Below are 26898 nucleotides of genomic sequence, written 5' to 3'. Positions count from 1 at the left end.
TTGCTCACAACAGGTTGACACAGGAAGTCTCATGGCTTCGCCTCCTGGGTGGCGCATGACCATGGTCCGAAAAGTTTGCACCTTTTCGGGGTCATGGCTTCGCCTTTCTGTTTGACGCATGACCATGGTCCGAAAAGTCTGCAACTTTTCGGGGTCATGCGCCGAGCCCCCTAGCGCGCGCGGCCGAGCCGATGAAGCCGTTGATGGCGGCAAACAGTTCCGGTTCGTCGAGCAGGAAGGCGTCGTGGCCGCGATCGGTCTCGATCTCGACGAAGGACACCGACGCGCCGGCGGCGTTGAGCGCGTGCACGATCGAACGGCTCTCTTCGGTCGGAAACAACCAATCCGACGTGAAGGACACCAGGCAGAACCGGGTCTTCGTGCCGGCGAAGGCATCGGCCAGCCGGCCGCCATGATCGGCGGCAAGGTCGAAATAATCCATCGACCGCGTCATGTAGAGGTAGGAATTGGCGTCGAAACGGTCGACGAAGGTCATGCCCTGGTGGCGCAGGTAGCTCTCGATCTGGAAATCGGCATCGAAGCCGAAGGTCAGCGCTTCGCGGTCCTGCAGATTGCGGCCGAATTTGCGGTGCAGGGCGGCTTCCGACAAATAGGTGATGTGGGCGGCCATGCGCGCCACCGCCAGTCCTTTTTCCGGGCGCTTGCCGTGCTCGAAATATTTGCCGCCATGCCAGTCCGGATCGGCCATCACGGCCTGCCGCCCGACTTCGTGGAAGGCGATGTTCTGTGACGAATGGCGCGCGCCGGTGGCGATCGGCAGTGCCGAAAAGACCCGTTCGGGATAGCTCGACGCCCATTGCAGCACCTGCATGCCGCCCATCGAACCGCCGAGCACGCAGAACAACTTCTCGATGCCGAAATGGTCGACCAGCATGAGCTGCGCACGCACCATGTCGCGGATGGTGATCACCGGCAGGTCGAGCCCATAGGGCTTTCCCGTGGCGGGGTTGGTCGAAGCCGGCCCGGTGGAACCAAGGCAGCCGCCGATGACGTTGGAGCAGATGACGAAGAAACGATTGGTGTCGATGATCTTGCCGGGGCCGATCAGCACTTCCCACCAGCCCGGCTTGCCGGTCACCGGATTGGTGCTGGCGACATGCTGGTCGCCGGTCAGCGCATGGCAGACGAGGATGGCATTGGAGCGGGCGTCGTTCAGCTTGCCATAGGTCTGGTAGGCGATCTGGAAGGGCGACAGCAGCGTGCCGGCGTCCAGCTTGAGCGGCTTGTCGGGCCCAAAACGCAACACCGGGCTCGACGGTTGGTCGGCCTCGTTGTTGGTCTTTCCTGCACGCAGAGCAGCCATCACGTCTCTCTTGCTGCACCGTGCTTTTGCGGAAATCGCTGCCGATCTCCGCGCCGCCGATGCGTTCGTCCGGCCGGCGGCGAACAATAAAAAACCGGCATTGCCTTCGCAAAGCCGGTTACGTCACGCAAACGGCCCTTTAGCGAATTGTTTAACGTGGCTGCAAGCCGACCGGCCAAATCACCACGGAACTGTCATCGTCCTTCTAGAACTCACCCGCCTCGCCGTCAATGGCGGCCGCTGGCACCACTGCCACCTCTCGACATTGTGTGCCGTGGCTTGTATTTCCGCAGCGGCTTCCGGATGGAGGCGTTTCGACGGATTTTGCAAGACATGAACCAGACACCTGATCAGGCACGTCCGACCCCGCGCGCGGGCATCATGGACATAGACGCCTATGTGCCCGGCAAGAGCACGGCGCCGGCCGGTGTCGCCAAGGTCTACAAACTGTCGTCGAACGAGAACCCACTCGGTCCGTCACCAAAGGCGATCGAAGCCGCGCGCGAAGTCGCCGCCAAACTCGACGTCTACCCCGACGGCACCGCCAGGCGGTTGCGGGAGGCGATCGCCGAGGTGCATGGCCTTAACGCACAGAACATCATCTGTTCCAACGGGTCCGACGAGATCCTTGGCCTGCTGGCGCAGACCTATCTCGCGCCTGGCGACGAGGCCATGTTCACCGAACACGCCTTCATGGTCTACAAGATCTACATCCAGTCGGCGGGCGCCACCCCGGTCGTGGTCAAGGAGGCCGACGAGCGCGCCGACATCGATGCGATGCTGGCGGCCGTGACGCCGCGCACGAAAATCGTGTTTCTGGCCAATCCCAACAACCCGACCGGCACCTATGTGCCGTTCCAGGAGGTGCGCCGCCTGCATGCCGGACTGCCGAAAAACGTGCTGCTGGTGCTCGACGCTGCCTATGCTGAATATGTCCGCCGCAACGATTATGAGGCCGGTATAGAACTTGTTGGCAGCGCCGAGAACGTGGTGATGACCCGCACGTTCTCCAAGATTGGCCTCGGGGGGGCACGGATCGGCTGGATGTACGGGCCGATGCACATCGTCGACGCGATCAACCGCGTGCGCGGGCCCTTCAACGTCAATGCGACGGCGATCGAGGCCGGTATCGCGGCGATCCGCGACCGCGCCCATGTCGAGCGCAGCGTGGCGCATAACGGGACCTGGCTTACCTGGCTGAGCAAGGAGATGACGGGGCTCGGACTGCGCGTGACGCCGAGCGTCGGCAATTTCCTGCTCATCCATTTTCCTGACGACCAGAAGCATTCGGCGGCGGCGGCCGACGACTACCTGACCGCGCGCGGCTATATCCTGCGGCGCGTTTCAGGCTACGGCTTTCCCAACGCGCTGCGCATGACCGTCGGCACCGAAGAGGCCAATCGCGGCGTTGTTGCCGCGCTCACGACATTCCTGAAAAGCCAGAACGCCTGAAAAGCTAGAAGCCATGACATCACCGATGTTTGAAAAGATCGCGCTGGTCGGCATTGGCCTGATCGGATCGTCGCTCGCCCGCGTCATCCGCCGCGAGGGCCTGGCTCGCCATGTCGCCATCTCGACGCGCAGCGCGGCCACGCTCAAACGAGCCGAGGAACTGGGCCTCGGCGATTCCTACACGACGGATGCCAGGGAAGCGGTGCGTGATGCCGATCTGATCATCGTCTCGGTGCCGGTCGGGTCGTCCGGCGCGGTGGCGGAGGAAATCGCACCGGCGCTGAAAAAGGGGGCGATCCTCACCGACGTCGGTTCGACCAAGGCCTCCGTCATCGCGCAGATGCAGCCGCATGTGCCCGATGGCGTCCATTTCATTCCCGGCCATCCGCTGGCGGGTACCGAAAAGTCCGGCCCGGACGCCGGGTTTGCCGACCTGTTCGACAATCGCTGGTGCATCTTCACGCCGGTGCCGGGAACCGATCCGGAAGCGCTGGAACGGCTATCGGAATTCTGGCGTCGCTGCGGCGCCAACATCGACACGATGGACCCGCAGCATCACGATATGACGCTGGCCATCGTCTCCCATCTGCCGCACATCATCGCCTATAACATCGTCGGCACCGCCGACGATCTGGAATCGGTGACCAAGACGGAAGTGATCAAATATTCCGCGTCCGGCTTTCGCGATTTCACGCGTCTGGCCGCCTCCGACCCGACCATGTGGCGGGACGTGTGCCTGCACAACAAGGACGCCATTCTGGAAATGCTGGCGCGGTTCTCGGAAGATCTGGCGTTCCTGCAGCGCGCCATCCGTTGGGGCGACGGCGACAAGCTCTTCGACCTGTTCACCCGCACCCGCGCCGTGCGCCGCTCGATCATCGAGGCCGGCCAGGATATCGACGCGCCGGACTTTGGCCGCCAGGCGGTCGAGCATCCGGCAAAGAGCTAAGCCGTTTCAGGCCAGGTTACTGCCATCATGGCGAGCGTTTCCGCCCGGTTCGGCGCGCCCAGCCTGCCGCCAAAGCGCAGGCATTTGAGCGCGGCGGCCGCACTGGCAAAGCGCAGCGCGTGCTCGATCGGCATGGCTTCCGCCAGTCCGACGGCAAAGGCGCCATGAAAGACATCACCGGCCGCCAGCGTGTCGACCGCCTTGATCCTCGGTGCCTCGACATGGCGGGATGATCCGGCGCTCCGATCGAACCACCAGGTACCTGCCGCGCCGCCCGTGACCGCGACGAACGCGTCGGTGCGGGAGGCCAGGTCCGTGCAGGCGCTCTCCAGAGCCAGCGCGTGGCCGCATATGATGCGGACCGCCGGCTCGGAAGCGACGATGTGCGAGGCCAGCGGCAACAGTTGCTCCAGCACCCCCAGCGGCGCGGTATCGGCATCGAGGATAGCCGGCCGGCCGGCGGCGCGCGCCGCTTTCAGGGCAAGTGCCGCGGCACCCGGCCAGCGCACGTCGGCCAGTACGGCGTCGAATGCCGTGGCGTCGGCGAACGGCAAAGCATCGGGATCAGCCTGCGCGCGCGTGTCGTAGAAGGGCACGATGATACGCTCGCCATGCGCATCGACCAGGATCGAGGCCAGTGCCGAGCGTGCGCCGCCGACGCGGCGCACATGGCTGCAATCGACACCCTCGGCCTTGATCGATGCTATCAACTGATCGCCGACGGCGTCATCGCCGATACTCGCCCACAGCGATATTTCGGCGCCGAGACGATGCGCGGCGCAGGCCGCGCTGGTGGCCATGCCCGAGGCGATCTGGATGCCGTCGGAAGCGATGAATTTTCCCTGATGGTGGGGCAATGTGTCGACACGCAGGATCGTATCCAGCGTGAGCGCCCCGACACTCAGGAGCTTCACGGGTCTGGCCATGGCTGGACTAGATCTCTTTGTTGGACATGATCTCTGGACAACGGAAACCGTTTGTCCGCGAAAACCGGTTCCCACTTTTCGGGATCATGCTCTATTGCACCGGCTTGATCTTGCCCAGCGGGATGAAGCCGAGCGAGGCCTTGCCCTTGGCCACCTTCAGCGGCATCGACGGCTCGCTGCCGAGCAGCGCCAGCGCGCCAAAACCTTGCTCGATCGCATTCTTCTGCTCGGGTATGGCGCCGGCAAGGATAGATGCCACAGCCTTGGGATCCTTGATCCGGATCATCAGATCAGCGTCGACCAGGCCTTCGGCATCGACCGACAGCGGCCCGGAAACGGTGATACGCGCCGTCCCCGACGACAGATCGAGGTTGCGGATTTCGATCCTCTGGCCACGCAGGCTTTTCACCTGCGTGCCGACCAGTGCAACGCCGTTTTTCAGTGTCGCGTCGCCGCTGGCATCGAGCGCCGGCAGCACGCGCCCACCGATCGCGTCGGGGTCGATCTCGAGATCGCCAAAGCTGCCGACATAGTCGAGATCGCCGCTATTCGGCTGCAACTGGCCTGACGCCTTGCCGGCACTGAACAGTTCGACCGGATCGGTGTCGTCGGCCGGATCGGTCTGGCCCGACAGCCCCTCGGCCTGCAGCGATATACGCCGCGGCAGCGGGTACCACAGTTTGACGTTGGCCTGCAGATTGTCCCAATCGATCCAGAGCGGCATCATGCCCGGGACGGAGGTTCGGAGCGGACCGCGCAGATTGGCAAAGGGTGACAAGGGCTGGACGATCTGGGCGGTGGCATTGAAACTACCGGCCGAGGCGGCAATGTTCTTGGCGTCATCCTCATAGGCGAGGTTGTCGCAGGAGACGGCAAAGCTCAGGGGATAGCCACTGACCTGGAGGTTGGCGCAGCCGGCCTGGATGCCGCTCTTGTTGAGCGTGGCAACCGTCTTGTCTGCCTCGGACCTGACCCTGCTGGCCAGGTAGAACCAGCCGGCGCTGTAAAGGGCGAACAGCACGAGGATGAACGCTGCAAGCCACCACAGGCGGCGGCGGTTACCCGGTTGGCGTTCGTCACTTGACGTCATGCTTTGGCTCTCATTAACGCATGGATGGCGTGGACGGATTCTCGATTCCGAACACTAGGTAGACAGAGACGGATGGAAAAAACACCGATTTCCGGTGCGGTGTTGCCATTCTTTTTGCAATCAGGCGCGGCGATATGGGCGATTTTTGGGTGTTCGGCTACGGTTCGCTGATCTGGCGGCCGGGTTTCGCGCATGTCGAAACACGGCGTGCCCGCCTGCATGGCTACCGCCGCTCGCTCTGCGTCTATTCCTTCGTGCATCGCGGCACGCGTCAGCGGCCGGGACTGGTGCTTGGCCTCGACCATGGCGGTTCCTGCATCGGCCTCGCCTTCCGGGTCCCCGGCGAATTGCGCGACGAGGTCATCGCCTACCTGCGCGAGCGCGAGCTTGTCACCAGCGTCTATCTCGAGCGGACGCTCAAGGTTCGTATCGACCGCGGCGGCGCGGTCGAGGCCGTGGCCTACATCGTCGACCGCAGGCACGAGCAATATGCCGGCGCGCTGGATGCGGCGGATGCGGCGGCCGTGGTGCGCGGCGCGGTCGGCCGATCCGGTAACAACGAGGACTATGTGCTGAGTACGCTGAAGCATCTGGAAGCGCTCGATATCCGCGACCACTGGCTGGAGGATGTGGCGCGCCGGATAGCGCCTTTGTGAAGCGCTGGCTGTGCGGAAAAAGGCGGCCAGGCCTTTGACCTCGATGCGGCAAGACCTAGGTTAGGCTCCGAACCCAGCCAGCGGGCGGCATCGCCCGGTCCCAATCATCACGGAGATCCGTCTTGCAGAAACGCCGTCTCGGTCGCACCGACCTTTCCATCGCACCGCTGGTTCTGGGCGGCAATGTCTTCGGCTGGACCGCTGACGAGAAAACCTCCTTCGACCTGCTCGACCGCTTTGTCGGCGCGGGCCTCAATGCCATCGATACCGCCGACGCGTATTCGCGTTGGGTTCCCGGCAACAAGGGCGGCGAATCGGAAACCATCATCGGCAAATGGATGAAGGACCGGGGCAATCGCGACAAGGTGGTGGTGGTCACCAAGGTCGGCTCGGACATGGGGCAGGGCCACAAGGACCTGTCCGCCGCCTATATCGAAAAGGCCGTCGACGCATCGCTGAAGCGGCTGCAGACCGAATTCATCGACCTTTATCTGTCGCACTGGCCGGATCCGACCACGCCCTATGAGGAAACCCTCGGCGCCTATGAGAAGCTGCTTGCCAAGGGCAAGATCCGCTATGCCGGCTGCTCCAACCTCGATGCCGGCCAGTTGCGTGCGGCACTTGACGTGGCAAGCCTGCGCGGTCTGCCGCGCTACGAGGTGCTGCAGCCGGAATACAATCTCTATGACCGTTCCTCCTTCGACGGCCCGCTGCGCGATCTTTGCATGGCCGAGGATATTGGCGTCATCACCTATTTCAGCCTGGCCAAGGGTTTTCTCAGCGGCAAGTACCGCAGCGAGGCCGATCTCGGCCAAAGCGAGCGCGGGGAGAATGTCGGCAGCTATCTCAATCCACGCGGCATGCGCATTCTGGCGGCGCTCGACGCCGTATCCGCCAGGCATTCGGCCAAGCAGGCGGAAGTGGCGCTTGCCTGGGTTATCGCGCGGCCAGGCGTCACCGCGCCGATCGCCAGCGCCACCAAGCCGAGCCAGATGGACAGCCTGATCAAGGCGGTGTCGTTGAAGTTGAGCGCGGACGACGTGGCCGAACTCGACAAAGCCAGCGCCTGAGGCAGCCGGCAAGGCGGACGCACGAACGTCCAAGACGATCCTCATGTCCTGTCATACCGTCCCTCGCACGGGGGCTCGGGGGTAGAGGATCAGATGGCCGGACCGCTTGTTTCGCAGCCGGAGCTTTGGCGCCAATTGCTTGCGCTGTTGCTGGCCGCCACCGTCGTCATGGGTAGCCCGGGGCCGGCGACGATAAGCGTCACCGCTGTCGGCGCCGCCTTCGGCCTGCGCGATTCGCTGCGCTACACCGGCGGGATCGTCCTGGGCACCATCGCCGTGCTGCTGATGGTGGCGACCGGGGTTATGGCGGTGCTTGGGTCGATGCCGAAGCTGGCGCCGTTGCTGCTTGTCGCGTCCGCCGCCTACATCCTCTACCTCGCCTTCAAGATCGCCACCGCCCCGCCATTGGCTGACCGCGCCGCCGACGCATCTCGCCCGACATGGCTGGCCGGTTTTTTCCTCGCGATGGCCAACCCCAAGGCCTACGTGGCGATCGCCGCCGTGTTCGCCAGCGCCTCTGCGAGAGAGGGCGGTGCCGAACTCGGCCTGTGGACGAAACTGGCTGTTCTCGCGGTCATGATCGTTGTCATCCACGCCGTGTGGCTTCTTGCGGGTGCGGCGTTCGCAGGCTTGCTGCGCAGGCCTGTCGCCTCGCGGATCATCAATCTGGTCTTTGCCGCGATGCTGGTGCTGACCACGGTGCTGGCGGTGTACGGTTGACGATCAGGCCAGAGGCCTTCAGGCCTTCGTGCTCAGCTCCAGAAGCCGTTTGATCGCCGTCGGCGGCAGGGCGGGCGGGTTGGGCGCGCGCGATGCCTCGACGAGAAGCTGGTCACAGGCAGCCTCGGTTTCGCCGATCAGCCGCGCCATGAACTCGTCCTTGCCCAGGCCAGGCGGTATTGGCGGCAGGAAGCGTGCCTTGACGGTCCCCGGATAGCGCAGGAACTTGCGGCGCGGCCAATAGAGGCCGGCGACATGGGCGACTGGCACGACCGGAACGCCAAGCTGCGAATAGATTTCGACAATGCCGTATTTGTAGGCCGGCTCATCGCCCGGCGCCCGGCGCGTGCCCTCGGGATAGATGATCAGCTGGCGCGGGTTGCGCGCCATTTCTTCCTTGGTCGCGGCGACCACGGCCTTCAACGCCTTGGAGCGGCTGCCGCGATCAACCGGGATCATGCGCATCTTCAAGATGTACCAGCCGAAGAACGGGATCCAGGTCAGCTCGCGCTTCAGGATGTAAAGCGGGTCCTGGAGGTAAGGAAAGAAGGCGATCGCGTCCCAGAACGACTGGTGCTTGGGCGCCAGGATGAAGGAGCCCTCCGGCAGGTTCTCCTGCCCGGTGATGTCGTTCTTCGTACCGGCGATCTTGTCGTAGAGCCACATCGAGGTGCGCGACCAGAATTTCGGCACGAACCAGGCGCGGTGACGAGGCGACAGGAAATAGTAGGGGGTCCAGAGGATCATCTGGACGATCAGATTGACGTAGAAGACGAAATTGAACGCCAGCGATCTGACATAGAGCATGGGGAGGTCCGGTGAGGAAGTGTGCGTTGGTTACACCAAGCGCGGGGAAAAAGGAAACGGTGCGATGCTGCCCGTTCTACCAGGTCGCCTGCGCCAGGCGCTCCCTCAGGCGCGGGGCGGCGAAGTCGAGGAAGGCGCGCAGTTTCACCGGCAGCCGGCCCTGGCCCGCATGCACCAGGTTTACCGGCCAAGGCTCCGGTTCGAAATCCCCGAGCACGGGGCGCAGTGTTCCTGATCGTACGGCGGCGACGATCTGGTAGGAAAGCACCCGGGTCAACCCGACACCGGCGATCGCCGCATCGATCGCCGCCTCGGCGGTGTTGACCCGGAGCCGTGAGCGGACCGGCACGATAAAATCAGCCTTTTCCACGGTGAAGGTCCAGGTGGCGAGCGAGCCAAGGCCCTCGAAGGTGATGCAGCTGTGCGTCTCTAGATCTCCCGGAGTTTCTGGAATGCCATGTGTGGCCAGATGGGCCGGACTTGCGCAGACGACATGACCGATCGAGCCGACCCTGATGGCGACCATGCGCGAATCCGGCAGCCTGCCGATGCGGACGGCGAGGTCGATATGATCCTCGGCCAACTGGCTTATCCTGTCGCCGAGCGTGAGGCGGATATCCACCAGGGGATAGGCGGCGAGGAAGTCGGTGATGACCGGCAGCACGTGAAGGCGGCCGAAGACGATCGGCGCGGTGATGATGAGTTCCCCCGTGGGGGCGCTGTATTCGCCGCCGGCGGTGCGTTCAGCGTCGCCGACCTCGTCGAGAATGCGGCGGCAGGCAGCGAGATAGGCATGGCCCGCGTCGGTCAGTGTCAGCCGCCGCGTCGAGCGGTTCAACAGGCGTGTCTTCAGGTGCCGCTCGAGTTCGGAGACCTTGCGGCTGACCGTTGCCAGCGGAACGTCCGAACGGCGCGCGGCGGCGGAAAGGCTGCCGCCTTCCGCCGCCGCGACGAAAAGGGACATGGCTTCGAGACGATCCATAGCTTTCTTCCAGAAAATGGAAGGATTGATTGCAAATATGGCGTCTACATCCGCAACATGGAAGGCTGCATATGGGTGGGGTACCTCAACAAGGAAATCCCTTATGCCCCGCATTGCCACGCCTTCATCCATCGCAGCCGCTCCCGCCGCCGCGCAGCCCATGTTGTAGGCCGTGGAAAAACAGCTTGGTGTCGCGCCGAACCTGTTTCGGATGGTCGCCAACAGCCCGGCCGCACTGGAAGGCTATCTCGGCATGATGGGAGCTTTGGCCAAGGGCCGGCTGCCGGCGCCGGCACGCGAGCGCATCGCGCTGGCGATCGCCGAGATCAACAGCTGCAGCTACTGCCTGTCCGCGCATACCTATCTCGGCAAAAACCTAGCAAGGCTCGACGACACCGAGATGCTCGCCAATCGCCATGGCGGTTCCACGGATCCCAAGGCAGCCGCAGCGGTGCGTTTTGGCGCCAGGGTTGCGCAAAGCCGCGGGCATGTCGCCCAGGAGGATCTCGCCGCTGTCAGGCTCGCGGGCTATGACGACGGGGAGATCATCGAGATCGTCCAGCATGTCGCCCTGAACGTCTGGACCAACTATATCAATGAGGTTGCCCAGACCGAGATCGATTTTCCGGTTGTTTCCGCCCGCGATGCTGCCTGAATCCGGAAAGGAGCCGCGGTGCTCGCCGGTCCCCATCCTTCATGCCCAAGAGGAATCCAATGTCTAAGAGCCGCCCGCCGCTTCCGCCCTTTACCGCAGAGACATCAGTCCAGAAGGCGCGCATGGCCGAGGATGCCTGGAACTCGCGCGATCCGGCGCGCGTTGCGCTCGCCTATACGGCGGACAGTCGTTGGCGCAACCGATCCGGGTTCCTGCAGGGGCGCGATGCCATCCAGGCTTTCCTGACGCGCAAATGGAGCCGCGAACTCGACTACCGGCTGATCAAGGAGGTCTGGGCCTTCCATGGCAACCGCATCGCTGTGCGCTTCGCCTATGAATGGCACGACGCCAGCGGCTCATGGTTCCGCAGTTATGGCAACGAGAACTGGGAATTCGACGAAAACGGGCTGATGCGCCTGCGCATCGCCAGCATCAACGACCTGCCGATCGCCGAGGCCGAGCGCAAATATCACTGGCCGCTCGGCCGGCGGCCGGACGACCACCCGACATTGTCGGAGCTCGGACTTTAGAAACGTTTCATGCAAGGAGGTTTCGATGAATGCACACGCTTTTACGAGCGATGTCGCCTTCACGCCGACGGTCAAGGCGATCCAGGCGCGCAAGGGGTCGCGCCAGTCCTACGCCCGCGTCGAGGAGCGCGGCGGTTGGCAAGCCGTCATCACGGCAGACCTTGCCACTTTCATCGAAATGCAGACCAGTGTCTTCCTGTCGACGGCTAATGGCGATGGCCAGCCCTACATCCAGCATCGCGGCGGCCCTGCCGGCTTTCTCAAGGTGCTCGACGAGAAGACGATCGGCTTCGCGGATTTTTCTGGCGCCAGCGCATCAAGATCTGGGGCACGGCGCGCGTTGTCGAAGACGATGCCGAGTTGACGGCAAGGCTGATGCCGCCGGACTACAAGGCGCGTCCGGAGCAGATCATTCTGTTCACCGTCTCGGCCTGGGATGCCAATTGCCCGCAACATATACCGCAGCGTTTCGAGGCGGCAGATGTGGCGGCGGCGCTTGGCGAGCGCGACCGCCGCATCCAGAACCTTGAACAGGAGATCGCGCGCCTCAAGGGCGTTTCAGGGGTTGGCGCCAGGCAATGACGCGGGCTCAGCCGCCGGCGGCGGTCTCGGCCAGCGCGATGCCTTCGGGCGTCGGCTTCACCGGGATAACGCCGCGAGCCAGCGCCAGCAGGTATTTGGTATATTCGGTGAACAGCACCCGCAGTGCCTGCGGCTTGACCAGCCAGCCGCCATTGTCGAGGTTGGAATTGACCACCGGGTAGGGTTCGAGCTTGGCGCCATGCAGCAGCCGGCCCATCTCCAGCAGGCTGCGCGGCATGTGATAATTGTTGGTGACCAGGATCACCGTGCCATAGGCATGGTTTTCCACCCATTTTGCGCTTTCCTCGGCGTTGCCGATCGTGTCGAGCGCGGCTCGATCGATGTCGACACAGCAGGAAAACAGCTGCTTGTCGCCACCGGTCGCCGCCTGGAGTTGGCGACGGCTGGCGGAGGGATGCACGCCACTGATCAAAAGCCGCTCGCCCTTGCCGGATGCCAGAAGTTCCATCGCTGCGTCGAGGCGCGACTGACCGCCGGTCAACACGATGATCGCATCGGCCTTCGCCGGATTGGCGGGCGTGGTCAGGTGGCTAACCTTGTTGGCGAACCAGCCGAAGCCGCCGGCAAACAGTGTTGCAAGGATGAGCAGCGAGAGAGCCGAGAGGCGCCAGGCCGTCCGCAAACGGCTGACCTTGCCGTGGTCGCGCGAGCGAATAACCACTACTGGCATCTGTCCAGCCGTCCCGGTCGAATCCCGCACGTCCATAGCCATATGGTTAATCCTGAAATGCGGCCTTTGATAGATAAAAGACGCACTTTGCGTTACGCAAATTCTCCATCCGTGATCACTTCATCCACACCGTCCAACCGACAACAGGCGTCTCAGGCATCGGGCTGGCGAACGTCGATGTCGCTGAGATAGGCGACGACGGTGACGTGCGAGGTCGCCGCCGTCAGAGCGCCGATGACCAGCACCATCAGGACGACGCCGAGATAACCCGCCGAGCCGATGGCGAAATTACCAAACAAGGCGGTCGCCTGATCGGCCTGCGGCGTTGCCATATTGCGCGACGACCACCAGGAGAACACGATGAAGACGAGCACCGCGGCAGCACCGCCGGCGGCCGCGCCCTTCATGCCGGTGACCAGGAAATGCCGGCGGAATTCGCGTGCGATGAAGCGCGCCTCGGCGCCGACGAAATGCAGCACCTCGATGATGTGGCCGTTGCCGTCCATGGCGCCACGGGTCGCGAACACCACCGTCAGCACTGTCGCGGACAGCATCAACGCCAGCACGGCGACGCCGATGGTCACCGTGGTGCGGGCCATGGCCACCAGCCGGTCGACCCAGGTGCGGTGGTCGTCGAGCGATGCACTCGGCAGTTTCGGCGTGATCGCGGCGCGCATGGCGGCGAAGTCGGGCGGGCTGTTCTCGTCGATGGTGACGATGATCAGGCGCGGCACCGGCAGGTCGTCGATATTGAGGCCCGAACCCAGCCAGGGCTCCAGCAGCCTGGCGGTCGCTTCGCGGTCGATGATGCGGGTCGACTTCACGCCGGGGAATTCGCCGGCAATCTGCGAGGCCTGGGTAAGCGCTGCCTCCATGTCGAGGCCGTCAGCCGGCTTGATCTGGATCGTTGCCTCGCGCGAAATCTGGTTTTCCCAGACCGAAGCCGTGTCGCGCACCAGCGTCACCGCGCCGAAGGTCAGGCAGGACAGGAAGGTCATGATGGCGATGACCAGCACCAGAGCGCGGCCGGCAATGTTCTGCGCCGGCACGATCGGCGCCATCTTGCGCTGGGCGCGCGGTCTCGCCTCGACCGCCTCGGCGTCTTGGTCCTCGAAATGGTCGGCCGATAGCTCAGTCATAGATATCAAGCCTTCCGCCGGCCAGGATCATGCGGCGCGCGTCAACCTGCTCCATCAGGCCAAGGTCGTGGGTCGCGATCACCACGGCGGTGCCGAGGCGATTGAGCTCGATGAACAGCCTGAGCAGGCGCCGCGCCAATGGCGGATCGACGTTGCCGGTCGGCTCGTCGGCGAGCAGGATCTCCGGCTGCTCGATCAGGGCGCGCGCGATCGCGGCGCGTTGCTTCTCGCCGCCTGACAGCACCGGCGGCAGCACATGCATGCGCTCGCCAAGCCCCACCCATTTCAACAACTCGGTGACATCGGTGCGGTAGCTCGCTTCCTCGCGCCCGCGCACGCGCAATGGCAAAGCGACATTTTCATAGGTGGTCATATGGTCGAGCAGGCGAAAATCCTGGAAGACCACGCCGATACGGCGCCGCAGATGCGGCAGTTCGGTGCGGGAGATGCGCGAGCGATCCTTCCCGAAGATGGTGATCAGCCCGCGCGTCGGTTTCAGCGACATGAACAAAAGGCGCAGCAAGGTCGTCTTGCCGGCGCCCGAAGGCCCGCTCAGGAACTGGAAGGAGCGCTCCGGTATGTGCAGGGAGATGTCGCGGAGGATTTCCGGACCCATGCCATAGCGGAGGCCGACATTTTCGAAGCGAATCAATTTCGGCGACCTGAAATTTCTAGAGCACGATGCCGAAAAGTGTGACGCGGTTTTCGGGCGACATCATGCTCTGTCTCTTTTAGAGCCGGCAGCGAGCCGGCCTGTTCTGGGAAAAGACCATCGGCCGGCATGGTTAACCGGCGGTTAATTCCTCGGCTGTTTCGGCGCGTCACGAGAGCTCCGGTGGGGAAGCGTTAACCATTTGTGTTTACGCAAAAGAAACGAAAAGCGAACAGGTGCAATACTAGGCCATGATGGCTGACCAGCGAACCGCGCGCCCGGTTTCCGGCGAAATCATGACCGATCCACCGGCAATTGCCGCGGCGGACCGGATCGCGCGCAGTCCGGCGGCCGATATCATCGATGCCGACTATGAAGTGATGCCGCGCTTTGCTCCTGCCGTGGAAAGCGATTCACCGCCGCCGCGTGTGATCGTCACCCCGCCCATCGAGGGCATGGATATGTTGCGCAAGCCGGAGGCGCCGGCGGAACGGCCATCGGCCTCGCGCGGCGGGCCGATCTTCTGGATCGCCGGCATTGGTGCCGCCCTTGCCGCCTTCTGGGTCTCCGGCGGACATGCGCTGGTGCGCCAGGCGCCGTTCCTGTCCGGCGCGCAAGCGTCGGCGCTGACGATTTCAGGCATCACCTCACGCGTCGACGCCTCGGGAGCCAATCCGGTGCTGTTCGTCGATGGCGAGGCCGCCAATGACGGGGCGAGGCCGGCGACAATGCCGCCGCTCGAAATCCGGGTGACGGGCAATGACGGGCGCACGATCCGCTATACGTTGGGGACATCCGGCCGCTCGCTGGCATCGGGTGAAAGATTCGGCTTTGCCAGCCGGCTCGACGTGCCTAAGAACGGCGTGAGAACCGTTTTGGTTACTTTCGCCGAATAGGCGATCACCGGGGAAGACCAGCAATGCCCATCGTACGCGGCAAGGACATCGAAGTCCTGTTTTCGGCATCGGCGATCGCGCGGCGCAACCTCGAACTCGCCAAGGAGATCGCCGGGCACGACTATCACGATCTGCTGGTGATTTCGGTGCTGAAAGGCTCGTTCATCTTCGCAGCCGACCTGATCCGCGCCATGCACGATGTCGGCCTGTCGCCGGAAGTCGAGTTCATCTTCATCTCCAGCTACGGTGCCGGCACCACCAGCGGCGAGGTCAGGGTGCTGCGCGACATCGACAACGAGGTCGCCGGCCGCGACGTGCTGCTGATCGACGACATTCTGGAATCGGGCAAGACGCTGAGCTTCACCCGCGACCTGATGCTGTCGCGCGGCGCGAAAAGCTGTTCCATTGCCGTCCTCCTCGACAAGCGCATGCGCCGCCAGACCGCACTCAACGCCGATTATGTCGGCTTCGACTGCCCCGATTATTTCGTCGTCGGCTACGGCATGGATGTCTCGCATGCCTTCCGCGAACTGCCGTTCGTGGGTGTCGTCAAGGGCGATGTTTGAGCGACTTCCAAAAAGACTTGCTGACCCGCTCCGCTTTCAGGAAAAGTCAACTTTTCGCCGCCAAATATGCCGGCCATGGCAAAGCTTCTGATCGTCGAGGACGATGAGTCCGTCCGCACCCTCGCAGCCCGCGCGCTCGAACGCGCCGGCCACGCAATCGATATCGCCGCCGACGGCGCGCAGGGGCTTTCGCTGATCCGCGCCGCAAAAGGCGGCTACGATCTCGTCGTCTCCGACATTCGCATGCCGGAGATGGACGGCATCGAGATGGCGGTTGCGGCCGCAGCGCTTTTCCCGGCGATGAAGATCATGCTGATGACCGGCTATGCCGACCAGCGCGAGCGCGCCGAGGAATTGAACGGCATCATCCTCGATGTCGTGCAAAAACCCTTCACGCTGGCCGAGATCCGTTCGCGCGTCGAACGGGCGCTGATCTGCTTCGCCTGATCAGGCCGGATCCCTGGCGACAAGCGCCGGCGCCAGGCTGGTCCGCCGCTCGGTGTTGAGCGCCAGCAGGCCGGCGCCGATAATGAGCGTCGCGCCGATCACGGTTGTCGAGCGTGGTACCTCGGCGAAGAACAGGAAACCCCACAGCGGCGACCACAGGATGCCGCTATATTCGAAGGTGGCGACGCGGTTGGCCGGCGCCAGCCGGTAGCCCTGCGAAAGCAGGATCATGCCGGCCGAGGCGACGAAACCGCACGCGGCCATCTTTAGGAAATCCGGCAGTGTCGGCCAGATCCACGGCCGCACCAGGAATTCGAGGCTCGGGTGGACGGCGTGGGTTATGCCGGCGAGGTGGAACGTGCCGGCAACCACGGCCGCGCCGGTCAGATAGGCGCCATTCTGGTAGAAGGCCATTACAGTGGAGGATTCGGTGTCGCCGATCTTGCGAGCCATCAATTGCGAAAAGCCGTAGAGCACGGCCGAGCCTAGCGACAACAAGGCCGCCCAGTCGAACAGTCCGGCGCCCGGGCGCACCATCACCAGGACGCCAAGCATGCCGATCAGCACGGTTGCCAGCGTCTGCCAGGAAACGCGCTCGCCAAGATAGGGGCCGGCCATCGCCATGATGCAGAGCGGCGCCATGAAATAGAGCGCCACGGCGTCGGCCAGCGGGAGGGCGGCGATGGCCAGGTAATAGACGGTGTAGGACGTGAACTGAATGAAGGCGCGCATCGTCAGCATGCCGAAGCGTCGCGACAGGATGGCGCGGAGTCCGACATCGGCATGGACGAGAGCAATCAGGATCGGCAGGGCGATGATCGAGCGGATCGCCATCACCTCGGTCACCGGGTAGCCGCTCGACACTGCTTTGACGAGCGGGTCCTGCAGCGAGAAGACCAGCACGCCCAGGCACAGGCTCAGGATGCCGCGCACCATCCTATTCTGCATCGGCGTTCAGGCTCCCGCGCATCCGATCCGGGACCCTCTCCAGATCAAAAAGAACCCGCCACCGTTTTCGGGCAGCGGGCACGAGTGAGGACTCTCTGATTGGTCCGCGGCCGATTTCACGGCTGCATATCCAATGGGTGAGGCGACTATCGGCCGGCGTTTGACATGTTGCAAACGAATTGGAATGATGCCAGCAATCAAATCTGCTTATGATGGATGCCATGCGGCCAACCCTCGACAGCGATCTCCTGCGCACCTTCGTGGCCATCGCAGAGGCCGGCAATTTCACGAGGGCGGCCGAGCAGGCCGGCCGCACGCAGTCGGCCGTCTCGATGCAGATGAAGAAGCTCGAAGAGCTGGTCGGCGACAGCCTGTTCGAGCGTGGTTCCCGCGGTGTCGCACTGACGCGGCGTGGCGGCGAACTCATCGTCAATGCCCGCCGCATCGTCTCGCTGCTCGACGAGACGGCGGCGTCGATGGCGGCAGCACCACTGGGCGGGCCGGTGCGCATCGGCATTCCGGAGGAATATGGCCACGCCATCTTGTCGCGCGCGCTCGGCGCATTCTCGAAGCGCCATACCAAGGTCGAGGTCACCGTGCGTTACGCCCATTCGGAGGCGCAGATCGCGGCGCTCGGCGCCGGCGAGCTCGATCTGTGCGTGGTGTTCGAATGGCAGGACCCATCCGGCGGCGAAGTGCTGATGCACGATCCGACGGTCTGGGTGACGTCCAACCTGCATCACATGCATGAGGAACGTCCGGTGCCGATCGCGCTCTACAACCGGGCCAGCTGGTGCAAGGATTTCGCCATCAAATCGCTGGAGCAGCGCGGCCTTGCCTATCGCGTCGCCTATACCAGCGACACCACCGGCGGCCTGAAGCTTGCCGTCACCTCAGGCTTGGCGATCGCGCCGATTTCGCGCAGCAACATTCCGGCGGACTGCCGCGAACTCACGGTCGCCGACGGGTTCGGCGACATCGATTCCTCCAATGTGGTGATGCACCGCAATCCGAACGCGTCGGGCGAGGCGATCGACGGCATGCAGGAGGCGATCCGCGAGGCGTTCGTCAACAGGCACCTGGATTAGGCATATCCTCACGGAAAATTAGCATCTCTTTCCTTGCTCGCGACACAGGGCTCAGGAGCGGTTCATGAAGTGAGGCCTCGACAATCGAATGTCGTGCGGGCGCTCGATCCTCATCGCAGAGAACCGGTGGCCGATTGGCTCCAACGCTGTGCTACTCCGGCGCAATGACTCGCATCCGCATTGCTTGAAGGAAGCCATCGTGGTGAGGGGTCGAGATAAGTTCCTGTGTCACGCGATGGCTAGCGTACTTTGCTACCAGGGCCTCGATGTCATTCCGTTTTCCGGACGAGATAATCAGCTCTTCCGCGCATTGCACGACCGCCTCGTTGATCCGTTCAACTCCTCTGGGCTCGATCGTCGCGAACCGAACAGACCCCTGAGGTTCTCCGGAAAAATCAGCCTCGCCAAGCCGCATTGAGACGTCCATGACGACATGAAGGCAAAGCGAAGGCGATAGCGGTAGATAGCGGGGCAGGATAGGCTTTCCGCCCCGGAAAGGACCAGGATCGTGGAACGCAGCCGGGTTGTCGCAGGTGACGAATTCCAGATGGGTGGAATTTGTCACTACAATCCAATCGGCGTTATAGATGCGCCAAGCATGCTCCGTGAGTTGGCGTGTCATCATGGCGCGGATGAAGTTTGGATAGGTTTCGACCGCGATGCGTCCTGCGTCTACCTCCTCGATAGCTCTCTGTAATTTTGGGTCGGCTTTCCCTCGGCGCGCATTCAATACTTGGTATGCTCGGACTGTCTCAATGACATTCCGGTTGCTACCCTCCACGTATAGCCGCGTAGTGGCAGGAGTGGTGACCATAAGATTTGCCATATAGCCCGAAACGGCGAACTTGATTTCTGCCGACGCATGGCCGTTCGCCAGCGCCTCCACCGAAGGTTTCCAGTACCGTTCGAAAGTCTTCCGGTACTCGCCAAGGGCCTCGGGCTTGGAAAGGAAATCGGGAACGATGTCACCACCCATCTCCCGGCATATGTCGCCAGGATGACAGGGAAAATCTTTCATGTCCGACTTGCGGTAGGCGTGCAGCATACCTCCCTGTGGAACGAAACGCTGGAGGTAGGTTCGCGCCACATAGTGGTCCTTGCGCATCGGACTTCCTTAGCGCCAAGCGCACGCGTTCTATGGGATTGCAGCCATTCCGAGGGCGATAATCTCTATTTCAGCTCAAGCAGCCGTTCCAGATAGCTGCGCTCGATATCGGGGCTGAGCGCGTTGCCGAGCCGCTTGCGGATCGCTTCCAGGATCTGGCGGGCGCGCTGCACATCGATCTCGTCGGGCACTTTCACCGAATCGCCGAAATCAGGACCCTGGCTGGCGCGCGGCCGGCCGAGCGGGTCGCGGTCGGCGTCCTGCTGGCGGCCGCCTTGCTGGCTGCCGCCCTGGTCGCCCTGCATGGCCTGCATCTGCTTCATCATGTCCTTGGCGCCCTTGCGCAGCGCTTCGAGCGCCCGGCCCTGATGGCCGACGGCCTCGTCGCCCTGGCCCTCGCCAAGCGCCTGCTCGGCGCTGCCCATGGACTTGCCGGCCTCGCCAAATCCTTCATTGGGCTCCATGCCCATGCCTTCGAGGCCTTTCTTCAGCTGTTCGAGATCGCTCTTCAACTGGCCCTGGCCTTCCTGCAACTGCTTAAGCGCATCGGCGAATTCCTGCGGCGTCATCGGCTTCGGCCTGGCGAGCGGATCGCGGTCCTGCCCAACGCCTGGCTTGTCCTGGTCCTCGCCACCGCCCTGGCCAAGCTGCTCGTCGCGGTTCTCGCCACGCTGGCGCTCGCCGCGCTGCATCTGGTCCATGCGGAAGGTGTCGTTCATCATCTCCTGCTGGCGCCGCAGGATCTCGCCGAGCTTGTCCATCTGCTGGCGCATCTGGCTGTCCTGCTCACCGCCCTGTTGCTGGCGGCCCGCCTGGAGGTTGTTCATCATGTCCTGCAGCTGCGACAGCAATTGCTGCGCCTTGTCGCGGTCGCCCGACTTCGCCAGGTTCTCGATCTGGTCCATCATGCGGTCGATGTCGCTCTGTCGCAGTTCCTGGCCGTTCTGCTGCATTTGCGGCGCATTCGGGTTCTGCTTGGCGCGTTCGGCGAATTCCTGCAGGAACTGGTTCATCGCCTCGCGCAGTTCCTTCATCGCCTTCTCGATCTCGGCGTCGCTGGCGCCGTTCTTGATGGCGTCCTGCAGCGCCTGCTGTGCCTGGCGCAGCCGCTTCTCGGCGGCCGAGAGGTTGCCCTCCTCGATGCCGAGCGCGATCTCCCAGAGGTAGGCGACCTCGTTGCGCAGCTGATCGTCGTTCCCGGCCAGTTTCAGCCGGCTCATCGCGCTCATGATGGCGAGGTAGTGGGACATGGTGTCGAACGTGTCTTCGGGCCGCAACGTGATGGCCTCCATCAGGTCGAGCACGCGCGGCTTGGCATTGGCGTCGAGCGCGAGCAGGCGGCGCTGTTCGATCACGGCGCGGGCCAGCGGATTGGCGAACGGTCGCTCCGGCATCACGAGCGTCTTCGTCACGCTGGACGCGGTGTGTCCGGCGTCGTCCGTGGCGACGAGTGTCAGCTTGATGCTGCTGCCGGCCCAGACGTGCTCGGTCAGATCCTTCGTGGTCCGAGCGGCATTCGACTTGCCGCCGCGGCGCGGCAGTGTCAGCGGCATGTCGGGCGGACCATAGAGCGGATGCGCGCCTGGCGCCTGTGGGTCGGCCAGCGTGAAGACCGCCTTGGCGGTGGCGGCGCCATAGTCGTCGTCGATCTGGTAGTTGAGCTCGAACGCGCCGTTGGCGGCGCGCTTGGGCTCGCCGACGAAGCGGATCTGCGGCGGCTTGTCAGGGATCACGGCGAAGGCCCAGCGGCCAAGCTGATCGTCGCCCGATTTCAGCGTCAGCGTGCCGTCGCCAGTCAGCTTGCCGATGAATTGGCGCACCTTCGACGGTGTCGGGCTTGCGGCCGGTTTGACCGTGGCGGCGGCTTGCGGGCTGGCCGGATCAATGGCGCGCGCGTTGCCGTCCTTGTCGGCATAGGCGAGCGTTTCCTCGCCCGAGCCTCCGGTGACGCGCAACGAGACGTCGCTACCCTCGGGGACATGGAAAGTCGGCGTCGACTGGTTGGCGTCGGCGGTCAGGAAGATCGGCGGCTTGCCGGTATAGGCCGGCGGCGTCACCCAGGCGTCGATGCGCGGCGGCACGACGTCGAGCGTGCCATGTGCCCTGAAACCGTCCGCTATCCTACCGCCGGTCGGCCCGAAGGAGAAGGCAAAGGCGGTGACGAGCAGCAGCACCGCCACGGCGCGAAGCCCCCAGGGGTCGCGCTCCGGCACGCGCGTGCGCGGCAGGTCGGCGCCGAGACTGTCGAGCTTTCCAGCCATGCGCTTCTGGTGCTCGCGCCAGAGCGCTTGCGAAAAACTGCTTTCCTGGCCGCTGGGCCGGTCGCTCTGCACCTGTACGGGGCTGTGCAGCAGTCTATTGGCGGCCTCGATGCGGCGGTCGACCTCGGCGGCGCCAGGCATGCGGAAAAATCGCAGCGGATAAAGCGCGGCCAGCCCTGCCAGGCCGAACACCACGACAAGGCCGATGCGCGCGAGATCCGGTAGCCGGGGGAAAATGCCGAACCAGGAGACGCTGAGGAACAGGCCGGCGACAACAAGGAGCGGGAGCAGCAGCGGCCAGCCACGCTCCACCGTCATCGCGATCCGCGTCGCCAGCCGGCTCAAGGCCAGGCGTCCGGCCAGGCCGCGATCGTTGCTGAAGGTGGGTCGTTGCGTCATCGGCCCTTCCTAGAACCTGTTCCTTCCTGAAAGGATTGGAATGAGGCTCTATCTCTTTGAGCATGATCTGTCCCGAAAACTGGATTCCACTTTTCGGGACCATGCTGCGAGGCGGGGCAGGATAGCCCAGGCCTCACGACTCGAAGAATACCAGCAAACACGGCAAAGGCGAGGCAGTTTGAGAAAACGTGAAGCCGGCCGAAATGGTTGCAATCAGAAATTGGCGGGGTTTGCGTTGGCCCCACAGACCAGAACGGCGATCCGTTCGCCCGGCGTCGGCGTGTAGCGGCCGGACAGGATCGCGGCGAAGGCAGCGGCACCGCCTGGTTCCGAGATGATGCGCACGCGGTTCCAGAGCGCTTTCTGGGCGGCAATGATGTCGTCGTCGCTGACCAGGATGGAGCGTTCGACGAAGGCTTCGGCGATCGGGAACATCATTTCGCCGACGCGTTTCGGTGCCAGCGAATCGGCGGCGATGCCCTCGGCCGGCGCGTCGACCGGATGACCGGCCTCGAAGGCGCGATGAAGCGTCGGCGCGCCCTCGGGCTCGACGGCCACGATGCGGATGCGGCCGGCATACCAGGCGGCGATGCCGCCGATCAGGCCGCCACCGCCGACGGCGACCAGCAGCGTGTCGATCTCGGGCAGATCGCTTTCGATTTCGAGCCCAAGCGTGCCCTGGCCGATCAACGTTTCCTCCTGGTTGAAGGCGTGGATCTGCAAGGCGCCTGTTTGCTCGGCGAAACGTTCGCTGGCGGCCAGCGCTTCGGCATAACGGGCGCCGCCGACGACGAGGTCGGCGCCATAGCCGCGAATGCGGTCCAGCTTGGCCTGCGGGCTCACCTCGGGAACGAAGATGGTCGCCTTGTGGCCAAGCCGCATGGCGGCGTAGGCGACCGCCGCGCCATGGTTGCCGCCCGATGCGGCGACGACGCCGGCCCCGGGGACTGGCCGTTCCAGAAGATTGGTGAAGGCGCCGCGTGCTTTGAATGATCCGGAATGCTGCAGGCATTCGAGCTTAAGGTCGACCGCCAATGGCGGCCGGTCGAAGTCTGCCATGTCGACGCGCAGAACCGGCGTGCGCCTGATATAGGGGCGGATGCGCGGTTCCATCGCGGCAATGCGTTCGCGCGTGATGGCGTAGCCCTGTGGCATGACTTCCTCCCCGTACAGAGTTTGCGGTCTATGCAAGCCAGTCTGGCACCGAATCCAGCCCGATCAGCTCGTCATAGGTCAGGCGCGGACGCACGACATGGAAACGGTCGCCGTCGACCAGCACCTCCGGCACCAGCAGGCGGGTGTTGTAGGTGCCGGCCTGGACCGCGCCATAGGCGCCCGCGGTGGAAACGGCGATGAGATCGCCCGCCTTCAGCCTGGGCAGGTCGCGGTCGAGGCCGAGATAGTCACCGGTCTCGCAGACCTGGCCGACTACGTCGATCATCATGCGCGGCGTGTCGGCCGGTGACTGCACGACCGGCCTGATCTCGTGGAAGGCGTCGTAGAGCGTCGGCCGGATCAGGTCGTTCATGGCGGCGTCGACGACCAGAAAATTCTTGGCGTCGCCTTCCTTCACGAAAATCACTTCCGAGACCAGGATGCCGGCATTGCCGACGATCAGCCGGCCCGGCTCGAACATCACCTTCAGGCCCAACTTGGTGACATGCTTGCGGACGATCTGCGCATAGGCGTCGGGCAAAGGGGGCGGGTTGTTGTCGACGCGGTAGGGAATGCCGAGGCCGCCGCCGAGATCGACATGCTCGATGGCGTGGCCGTCGGCGCGCAGCGCACCGACCAGGTCGACCAGCAGGGCGAAGGCGTCGTCGAAAGGCTGCAGTTCGGTGATTTGGCTGCCGATATGGGTATCGATGCCGGTGATCCTGATGCCGGGAAGCGTTGCCGCGCGGGCATAGACCTGGCGCGCTCGCTGCCACGGAATGCCGAACTTGTTCTCGGCCTTGCCGGTGGAGATCTTCTTGTGGGTCCTGGCGTCGACGTCGGGATTGATGCGCAGCGACACCGGCGCCACCTTGCCGAGTGCCGTGGCGCGGGCCGACAGGAGTTCGAGCTCCGGCTCGGATTCGACGTTGAAGCAAAGGATGCCGGCTTCGAGCGCGAAGTCCATTTCACGCGCGGTCTTGCCGACACCGGAGAACAGGATCTTGCTGGCCGGGATGCCGGCGGCCAGCGCCCGGCGCAATTCGCCTTCCGAGACCACGTCGGCTCCAGCGCCGAGCTTGGCCAGGGTCCGCAGCACGGCCTGGTTGGAATTGGCCTTCATGGCGTAGCAGACCAGCGTGTCGAGCCCGGCAAAGGCCTTGACGAAGACACGGTAGTGCCTGGTCAGGGTCGCCGTCGAATAACAGTAGAACGGCGTGCCGACCTCTGCGGCGATATCAGGGATTGCGACGTCCTCGGCATGCAGCACGCCGTCGCGGTAGTCGAAATGGTTCACGAGAGTGGTTCCGGAAAGTTGGAGCACGATGACATCGGGTTTGGAAAATCAAACCCAGTCTCATCGGCTCTAGATCAGCGGGTCGAGGATGAACGGCTTGTCCTTGACCGGTTTTTCCGGCTCCGGCGGCAGGGGCTGTTTGGCCCTTTCGGCATCCTTGCGCGCCTGAACGGCCGCCTCGTAAGGCGTGTCGAGACCGGCCTTGCGGCCGCAGGCCGTCACGGAGGCAAGAGCCGCCAGAAGCGTCAGCGTCACCAAAATCCTGCTTCCGGTCATCGATCCATCCGTCCGAAACGTTTGCCAGCCGCCGCTTTTAGCCGAGTTCTCGGCGTATTGCACCCCGGATATTGCTGGTTGCAAAATCGGGATATTGCTGGTCGCAATATCCGGCATCACGCCTTGGCGATGCGCTTTTTCCAGGCGCGGATCTGCTTCCTCACTTCCGATGGCGCGGTGCCGCCGAAGCTGGTCCGGCTCTTGACCGAGTTCTGCACCGCCAGCACCGAAAATATGTCCGTCGTGATGCCTGGGTTGATCGATTGCAGGTCTTCCAGCGAAAGCTTCTCCAGGCTCACCTTCTTGTCTTCGGCCAGCGCCACCGCGCGGCCGGTGACATGATGCGCCTCGCGGAACGGCAGGCCCAGAGTGCGCACCAGCCAGTCGGCGAGGTCGGTGGCGGTGGCGTGACCGGAGCCGGCGGCCTTCTTCATTGCGGCCGCGTTCACCGTCATGTCCGAGACCATGCCGGTCATCGCGGCCAGCATCAGGTCGAGCGTCTCGGCGGCGTCGAAGACGGATTCCTTGTCTTCCTGCATGTCCTTGCCATAGGTCAAAGGCATGCCTTTCATCACCGTCAGCAGGCCGACCAGATGGCCGTTGACGCGGCCGGTCTTGCCGCGCACCAGTTCGGCGGCGTCAGGGTTCTTTTTCTGCGGCATGATCGAGGAGCCGGTGGAAAAACTATCCGACAGCCTGATGAAACCGAATTGCGGCGTCGACCAGATGATGATCTCCTCCGCCAACCGCGACAGGTGCGTGGCGCAGATCGCGGCCATGGCGAGGAACTCCAGCGCAAAATCGCGGTCGGAGACGCTGTCCAGCGAATTGCGCATCGGCTCGCGGAAACCGAGCGCCCTGGCGGTCTGGTGCCGGTCGATCGGGAAGCTGGTGCCGGCAAGGGCCGCGGCACCAAGCGGGCTCTCGTCCATCCGTTCGATGGCGCCGCGCACGCGCGACAGGTCGCGCGAAAACATCTCGACATAGGCCATGCAATGATGGCCGAAGGTCACCGGTTGTGCTGCCTGCATATGGGTAAAGCCCGGCATGACGGTCGCCGCATGTTCCTCGGCCCGCGCCAGCAGCGCCCCGATCAGCCCCTTCAACGCCTCGGCGACGCGAAAACACTCGTCCTTGACCCAGAGCCTCAGATCGACAGCCACCTGGTCGTTGCGCGAGCGGGCGGTGTGCAGCCGGCCGGCCGCCGGACCGATCAGGTCGGCGAGGCGGGCCTCGACATTCATGTGGATGTCTTCCAGCCTGGTCGAGAACTCGAATGTGCCGGCTTCGATCTCTTTCAGGATCGTGTTCAGGCCGTGAGCGATTTTTTCTTGATCGGCCGCCGAAATAATGCCCGTCTGCGCCAGCATCTCACTATGGGCGATCGAACCGCGGATATCCTGCGCGTAGAGTTTGCGGTCGAACGAGATCGACGCGTTGATCGCTTCCATGATCGCGGCCGGACCCGAGGCAAATCGTCCGCCCCACATCTGGTTGCTGGTCTTCTTGTCGCCCATCGCTATAAAACCCGTGCTTCGGAGCAATTTTGAGAAAATGGCAGACGGAAACAGATTTTTCCCGGCCCCGCGCCTGATCCTCGCCGCCCTGGTGGCGGGAGCGCTGGCCGGCGCGGTCGCGGTATATGTCAGCGAGAGCCGGTCTGGCAACAACGCACCGGCGCAGGTGGCCGCCGGCGACAGCAAGGACGACGTCGCCTGCGCCGCCAAGAGCGATCGCGCCAAGAAGATCGCGGCCGCGGCCACCGGCGAGGTCGCGGCACTTTTGCCGGCCGATCCGCCGCAGTCGATGAGAAGCCTCGCCTTCAACGGGCCGGACGGCAAGCCGATGACCATCGCCGACCATGCCGGCAAGACGGTGCTGCTCAATCTCTGGGCGACCTGGTGTGCGCCATGCCGTGCCGAAATGCCGGCGCTCGATGCGCTGCAAAAAGAGAAAGGCAGCGGCGCCTTTCAGGTCGTCGCCGTCAACGTCGATGCCGGCGACGATGTGAAGCCGAAGAAGTTTCTCGCCGATACCGGTGTGCACACGCTTGGATACTACCGGGATTCGACGATGACGCTGTTCAATGACCTCAAGACGCGCGGTCTGGCGCTCGGCCTGCCCGTCACCATGCTGATCGATGGCGAAGGCTGCCTGATCGCCCATATGAACGGCCCGGCCGAATGGTCGGGCCGGGACGCCAAGCGGCTGATCGAGACGGCGCTCGGGTCGTGA

27 protein-coding genes, 1 pseudogene and 1 riboswitch are annotated in these 26898 nt (G+C 63.8%); of the genes and pseudogenes, 13 read left to right on the top strand and 15 right to left on the bottom strand.

What is annotated here, in order from left to right; all coding sequences use genetic code 11:
- Nucleotides 1–154: 154 nt before the first annotated feature.
- Nucleotides 155–1324, bottom strand: coding sequence for a homoserine O-acetyltransferase MetX (locus C7I87_RS08630; RefSeq protein WP_149903802.1), 1170 nt, complete (start codon nt 1322–1324; stop codon nt 155–157).
- Between the two features lie 119 nt (nt 1325–1443).
- Nucleotides 1444–1521, bottom strand: a riboswitch (SAM riboswitch).
- Between the two features lie 136 nt (nt 1522–1657).
- Between C7I87_RS08630 and hisC the strand changes: the two genes are divergently transcribed.
- On the top strand, nt 1658–2776 hold the full coding sequence (gene hisC / locus C7I87_RS08625; RefSeq protein ID WP_149903801.1) for a histidinol-phosphate transaminase: 1119 nt from the start codon (nt 1658–1660) through the stop codon (nt 2774–2776).
- A gap of 13 nt (nt 2777–2789) precedes the next feature.
- Complete coding sequence (locus C7I87_RS08620; RefSeq protein WP_188393781.1) at nt 2790–3725, top strand: prephenate/arogenate dehydrogenase family protein; 936 nt, start codon at nt 2790–2792, stop codon at nt 3723–3725.
- Here the strand turns inward: C7I87_RS08620 and C7I87_RS08615 are convergent.
- Together C7I87_RS08615 and C7I87_RS08610 are read right to left on the bottom strand one after the other, a co-directional pair.
- Nucleotides 3722–4651, bottom strand: a complete 930-nt coding sequence (locus tag C7I87_RS08615) for a sugar kinase (RefSeq protein ID WP_149903799.1) — start codon at nt 4649–4651, stop codon at nt 3722–3724. The genes C7I87_RS08620 and C7I87_RS08615 overlap by 4 nt on opposite strands.
- Nucleotides 4652–4742: 91 nt before the next feature.
- A complete protein-coding gene (locus C7I87_RS08610; RefSeq protein ID WP_149903798.1) occupies nt 4743–5741 on the bottom strand; it encodes a DUF2125 domain-containing protein in 999 nt (332 codons plus the stop codon).
- Between the two features lie 134 nt (nt 5742–5875).
- Here C7I87_RS08610 and C7I87_RS08605 point away from each other — a divergent pair, with 134 nt between their 5' ends.
- The 3 genes from C7I87_RS08605 (at nt 5876) to C7I87_RS08595 (ending at nt 8187) form a co-directional block, all read left to right on the top strand.
- The gene (locus tag C7I87_RS08605) at nt 5876–6397 is read left to right on the top strand and encodes a gamma-glutamylcyclotransferase (protein ID WP_149903797.1); all 522 of its coding nucleotides are present in this window, start codon (nt 5876–5878) and stop codon (nt 6395–6397) included.
- A gap of 122 nt (nt 6398–6519) precedes the next feature.
- Nucleotides 6520–7467: an aldo/keto reductase gene (locus tag C7I87_RS08600; protein ID WP_149903796.1), complete on the top strand. Its 948-nt coding sequence runs from the start codon at nt 6520–6522 to the stop codon at nt 7465–7467.
- Nucleotides 7468–7560: 93 nt separating this feature from the next.
- Complete coding sequence (locus tag C7I87_RS08595) at nt 7561–8187, top strand: LysE family translocator (RefSeq protein ID WP_149903795.1); 627 nt, start codon at nt 7561–7563, stop codon at nt 8185–8187.
- Between the two features lie 18 nt (nt 8188–8205).
- On the opposite strand, the gene C7I87_RS08590 is transcribed toward C7I87_RS08595, so the two are convergent.
- Nucleotides 8206–8994, bottom strand: a complete 789-nt coding sequence (locus tag C7I87_RS08590) for a lysophospholipid acyltransferase family protein (protein ID WP_149903794.1) — start codon at nt 8992–8994, stop codon at nt 8206–8208.
- Nucleotides 8995–9070: 76 nt separating this feature from the next.
- The gene (locus C7I87_RS08585) at nt 9071–9976 is read right to left on the bottom strand and encodes a LysR family transcriptional regulator (RefSeq protein ID WP_149903793.1); all 906 of its coding nucleotides are present in this window, start codon (nt 9974–9976) and stop codon (nt 9071–9073) included.
- 211 nt (nt 9977–10187) lie between these two features.
- Here C7I87_RS08585 and C7I87_RS08580 point away from each other — a divergent pair, with 211 nt between their 5' ends.
- The 3 genes and pseudogenes from C7I87_RS08580 (at nt 10188) to C7I87_RS08570 (ending at nt 11743) form a co-directional block, all read left to right on the top strand.
- On the top strand, nt 10188–10631 hold the full coding sequence (locus C7I87_RS08580; RefSeq protein ID WP_246696230.1) for a carboxymuconolactone decarboxylase family protein: 444 nt from the start codon (nt 10188–10190) through the stop codon (nt 10629–10631).
- Nucleotides 10632–10690: 59 nt separating this feature from the next.
- Nucleotides 10691–11161, top strand: a complete 471-nt coding sequence (locus C7I87_RS08575; RefSeq protein WP_149903792.1) for a nuclear transport factor 2 family protein — start codon at nt 10691–10693, stop codon at nt 11159–11161.
- Nucleotides 11162–11186: 25 nt separating this feature from the next.
- Nucleotides 11187–11743: pseudogene (locus C7I87_RS08570) on the top strand (pyridoxamine 5'-phosphate oxidase family protein).
- A gap of 7 nt (nt 11744–11750) precedes the next feature.
- Here C7I87_RS08570 and C7I87_RS08565 read toward each other — a convergent pair.
- From C7I87_RS08565 to ftsE, 3 genes are all read right to left on the bottom strand, one after another.
- Nucleotides 11751–12476 carry a YdcF family protein gene (locus tag C7I87_RS08565; RefSeq protein ID WP_149903791.1) on the bottom strand — a complete coding sequence of 242 codons (726 nt, stop codon included), beginning with the start codon at nt 12474–12476 and terminating at the stop codon, nt 11751–11753.
- Between the two features lie 110 nt (nt 12477–12586).
- Nucleotides 12587–13573 carry a cell division protein FtsX gene (locus tag C7I87_RS08560; RefSeq protein ID WP_149903790.1) on the bottom strand — a complete coding sequence of 329 codons (987 nt, stop codon included), beginning with the start codon at nt 13571–13573 and terminating at the stop codon, nt 12587–12589.
- A complete protein-coding gene (gene ftsE / locus C7I87_RS08555) occupies nt 13566–14225 on the bottom strand; it encodes a cell division ATP-binding protein FtsE (RefSeq protein WP_010911739.1) in 660 nt (219 codons plus the stop codon). The genes C7I87_RS08560 and ftsE overlap by 8 nt, the downstream gene beginning before the upstream one ends.
- A gap of 251 nt (nt 14226–14476) precedes the next feature.
- On the opposite strand from ftsE, the gene C7I87_RS08550 reads away from it, so the two are divergent.
- The 3 genes from C7I87_RS08550 (at nt 14477) to C7I87_RS08540 (ending at nt 16134) form a co-directional block, all read left to right on the top strand.
- Nucleotides 14477–15121 carry a hypothetical protein gene (locus C7I87_RS08550; RefSeq protein WP_149903789.1) on the top strand — a complete coding sequence of 215 codons (645 nt, stop codon included), beginning with the start codon at nt 14477–14479 and terminating at the stop codon, nt 15119–15121.
- A 23-nt stretch (nt 15122–15144) separates the two neighbouring features.
- Complete coding sequence (gene hpt, locus C7I87_RS08545) at nt 15145–15687, top strand: hypoxanthine phosphoribosyltransferase (RefSeq protein WP_027143486.1); 543 nt, start codon at nt 15145–15147, stop codon at nt 15685–15687.
- A 75-nt stretch (nt 15688–15762) separates the two neighbouring features.
- Entirely contained in the window at nt 15763–16134 is a 372-nt protein-coding gene (locus tag C7I87_RS08540; RefSeq protein WP_181166417.1) for a response regulator, read from the top strand.
- Here C7I87_RS08540 and C7I87_RS08535 read toward each other — a convergent pair whose 3' ends face one another.
- Complete coding sequence (locus C7I87_RS08535) at nt 16135–17082, bottom strand: DMT family transporter (protein WP_149903788.1); 948 nt, start codon at nt 17080–17082, stop codon at nt 16135–16137. It abuts the gene before it with no gap.
- Between the two features lie 221 nt (nt 17083–17303).
- Here C7I87_RS08535 and C7I87_RS08530 point away from each other — a divergent pair, with 221 nt between their 5' ends.
- Nucleotides 17304–18170 (top strand): LysR family transcriptional regulator, encoded by an 867-nt coding sequence (locus tag C7I87_RS08530; RefSeq protein ID WP_149903787.1) that lies wholly within the window; start codon nt 17304–17306, stop codon nt 18168–18170.
- Nucleotides 18171–18321: 151 nt separating this feature from the next.
- Here C7I87_RS08530 and C7I87_RS08525 read toward each other — a convergent pair whose 3' ends face one another.
- From C7I87_RS08525 to argH, 6 genes are all read right to left on the bottom strand, one after another.
- Nucleotides 18322–19275, bottom strand: a complete 954-nt coding sequence (locus C7I87_RS08525) for a DUF4238 domain-containing protein (RefSeq protein WP_149903786.1) — start codon at nt 19273–19275, stop codon at nt 18322–18324.
- A 65-nt stretch (nt 19276–19340) separates the two neighbouring features.
- Complete coding sequence (locus tag C7I87_RS08520) at nt 19341–21935, bottom strand: TIGR02302 family protein (protein ID WP_149903785.1); 2595 nt, start codon at nt 21933–21935, stop codon at nt 19341–19343.
- A 213-nt stretch (nt 21936–22148) separates the two neighbouring features.
- The gene (locus C7I87_RS08515; protein ID WP_149903784.1) at nt 22149–23090 is read right to left on the bottom strand and encodes a threonine/serine dehydratase; all 942 of its coding nucleotides are present in this window, start codon (nt 23088–23090) and stop codon (nt 22149–22151) included.
- A gap of 28 nt (nt 23091–23118) precedes the next feature.
- Entirely contained in the window at nt 23119–24387 is a 1269-nt protein-coding gene (gene lysA / locus C7I87_RS08510; protein WP_149903783.1) for a diaminopimelate decarboxylase, read from the bottom strand.
- Nucleotides 24388–24456: 69 nt separating this feature from the next.
- Nucleotides 24457–24663, bottom strand: coding sequence for a lipoprotein (locus C7I87_RS08505; RefSeq protein WP_149903782.1), 207 nt, complete (start codon nt 24661–24663; stop codon nt 24457–24459).
- A 116-nt stretch (nt 24664–24779) separates the two neighbouring features.
- Complete coding sequence (argH, locus tag C7I87_RS08500; RefSeq protein WP_149903781.1) at nt 24780–26180, bottom strand: argininosuccinate lyase; 1401 nt, start codon at nt 26178–26180, stop codon at nt 24780–24782.
- Nucleotides 26181–26217: 37 nt separating this feature from the next.
- Here argH and C7I87_RS08495 point away from each other — a divergent pair, with 37 nt between their 5' ends.
- Nucleotides 26218–26898 carry a thiol:disulfide interchange protein TlpA gene (locus C7I87_RS08495; RefSeq protein WP_149903780.1) on the top strand — a complete coding sequence of 227 codons (681 nt, stop codon included), beginning with the start codon at nt 26218–26220 and terminating at the stop codon, nt 26896–26898.

Source organism: Mesorhizobium sp. SARCC-RB16n (genome assembly GCF_008520305.1).
Taxonomy (GTDB): Bacteria; Pseudomonadota; Alphaproteobacteria; order Rhizobiales; family Rhizobiaceae; genus Mesorhizobium.
The sequence above is the reverse complement of the archived record's forward strand: the minus strand, read 5'-3'. Positions and strand labels throughout refer to the sequence as shown.

Bases quoted from the DNA above. Each gene is read 5' to 3' on its own strand.
- C7I87_RS08535 (WP_149903788.1), bottom strand. From the start codon at position 17,082: ATGCAGAATAGGATGGTGCGCGGCATCCTGAGCCTGTGCCTGGGCGTG.
- C7I87_RS08560 (WP_149903790.1), bottom strand. From the start codon at position 13,573: ATGACTGAGCTATCGGCCGACCATTTCGAGGACCAAGACGCCGAGGCG.
- C7I87_RS08540 (WP_181166417.1), top strand. From the start codon at position 15,763: ATGGCAAAGCTTCTGATCGTCGAGGACGATGAGTCCGTCCGCACCCTC.
- C7I87_RS08520 (WP_149903785.1), bottom strand. From the start codon at position 21,935: ATGACGCAACGACCCACCTTCAGCAACGATCGCGGCCTGGCCGGACGC.
- C7I87_RS08495 (WP_149903780.1), top strand. From the start codon at position 26,218: ATGGCAGACGGAAACAGATTTTTCCCGGCCCCGCGCCTGATCCTCGCC.
- C7I87_RS08595 (WP_149903795.1), top strand. From the start codon at position 7,561: ATGGCCGGACCGCTTGTTTCGCAGCCGGAGCTTTGGCGCCAATTGCTT.
- C7I87_RS08525 (WP_149903786.1), bottom strand. From the start codon at position 19,275: ATGCGCAAGGACCACTATGTGGCGCGAACCTACCTCCAGCGTTTCGTT.
- hpt (WP_027143486.1), top strand. From the start codon at position 15,145: ATGCCCATCGTACGCGGCAAGGACATCGAAGTCCTGTTTTCGGCATCG.
- argH (WP_149903781.1), bottom strand. From the start codon at position 26,180: ATGGGCGACAAGAAGACCAGCAACCAGATGTGGGGCGGACGATTTGCC.
- C7I87_RS08590 (WP_149903794.1), bottom strand. From the start codon at position 8,994: ATGCTCTATGTCAGATCGCTGGCGTTCAATTTCGTCTTCTACGTCAAT.
- C7I87_RS08515 (WP_149903784.1), bottom strand. From the start codon at position 23,090: ATGCCACAGGGCTACGCCATCACGCGCGAACGCATTGCCGCGATGGAA.
- C7I87_RS08605 (WP_149903797.1), top strand. From the start codon at position 5,876: ATGGGCGATTTTTGGGTGTTCGGCTACGGTTCGCTGATCTGGCGGCCG.
- hisC (WP_149903801.1), top strand. From the start codon at position 1,658: ATGAACCAGACACCTGATCAGGCACGTCCGACCCCGCGCGCGGGCATC.
- C7I87_RS08565 (WP_149903791.1), bottom strand. From the start codon at position 12,476: ATGGCTATGGACGTGCGGGATTCGACCGGGACGGCTGGACAGATGCCA.
- C7I87_RS08550 (WP_149903789.1), top strand. From the start codon at position 14,477: ATGATGGCTGACCAGCGAACCGCGCGCCCGGTTTCCGGCGAAATCATG.
- C7I87_RS08610 (WP_149903798.1), bottom strand. From the start codon at position 5,741: ATGACGTCAAGTGACGAACGCCAACCGGGTAACCGCCGCCGCCTGTGG.
- C7I87_RS08505 (WP_149903782.1), bottom strand. From the start codon at position 24,663: ATGACCGGAAGCAGGATTTTGGTGACGCTGACGCTTCTGGCGGCTCTT.
- C7I87_RS08530 (WP_149903787.1), top strand. From the start codon at position 17,304: ATGCGGCCAACCCTCGACAGCGATCTCCTGCGCACCTTCGTGGCCATC.
- C7I87_RS08580 (WP_246696230.1), top strand. From the start codon at position 10,188: ATGGTCGCCAACAGCCCGGCCGCACTGGAAGGCTATCTCGGCATGATG.
- C7I87_RS08620 (WP_188393781.1), top strand. From the start codon at position 2,790: ATGACATCACCGATGTTTGAAAAGATCGCGCTGGTCGGCATTGGCCTG.
- C7I87_RS08585 (WP_149903793.1), bottom strand. From the start codon at position 9,976: ATGGATCGTCTCGAAGCCATGTCCCTTTTCGTCGCGGCGGCGGAAGGC.
- C7I87_RS08630 (WP_149903802.1), bottom strand. From the start codon at position 1,324: ATGGCTGCTCTGCGTGCAGGAAAGACCAACAACGAGGCCGACCAACCG.
- C7I87_RS08615 (WP_149903799.1), bottom strand. From the start codon at position 4,651: ATGGCCAGACCCGTGAAGCTCCTGAGTGTCGGGGCGCTCACGCTGGAT.
- C7I87_RS08575 (WP_149903792.1), top strand. From the start codon at position 10,691: ATGTCTAAGAGCCGCCCGCCGCTTCCGCCCTTTACCGCAGAGACATCA.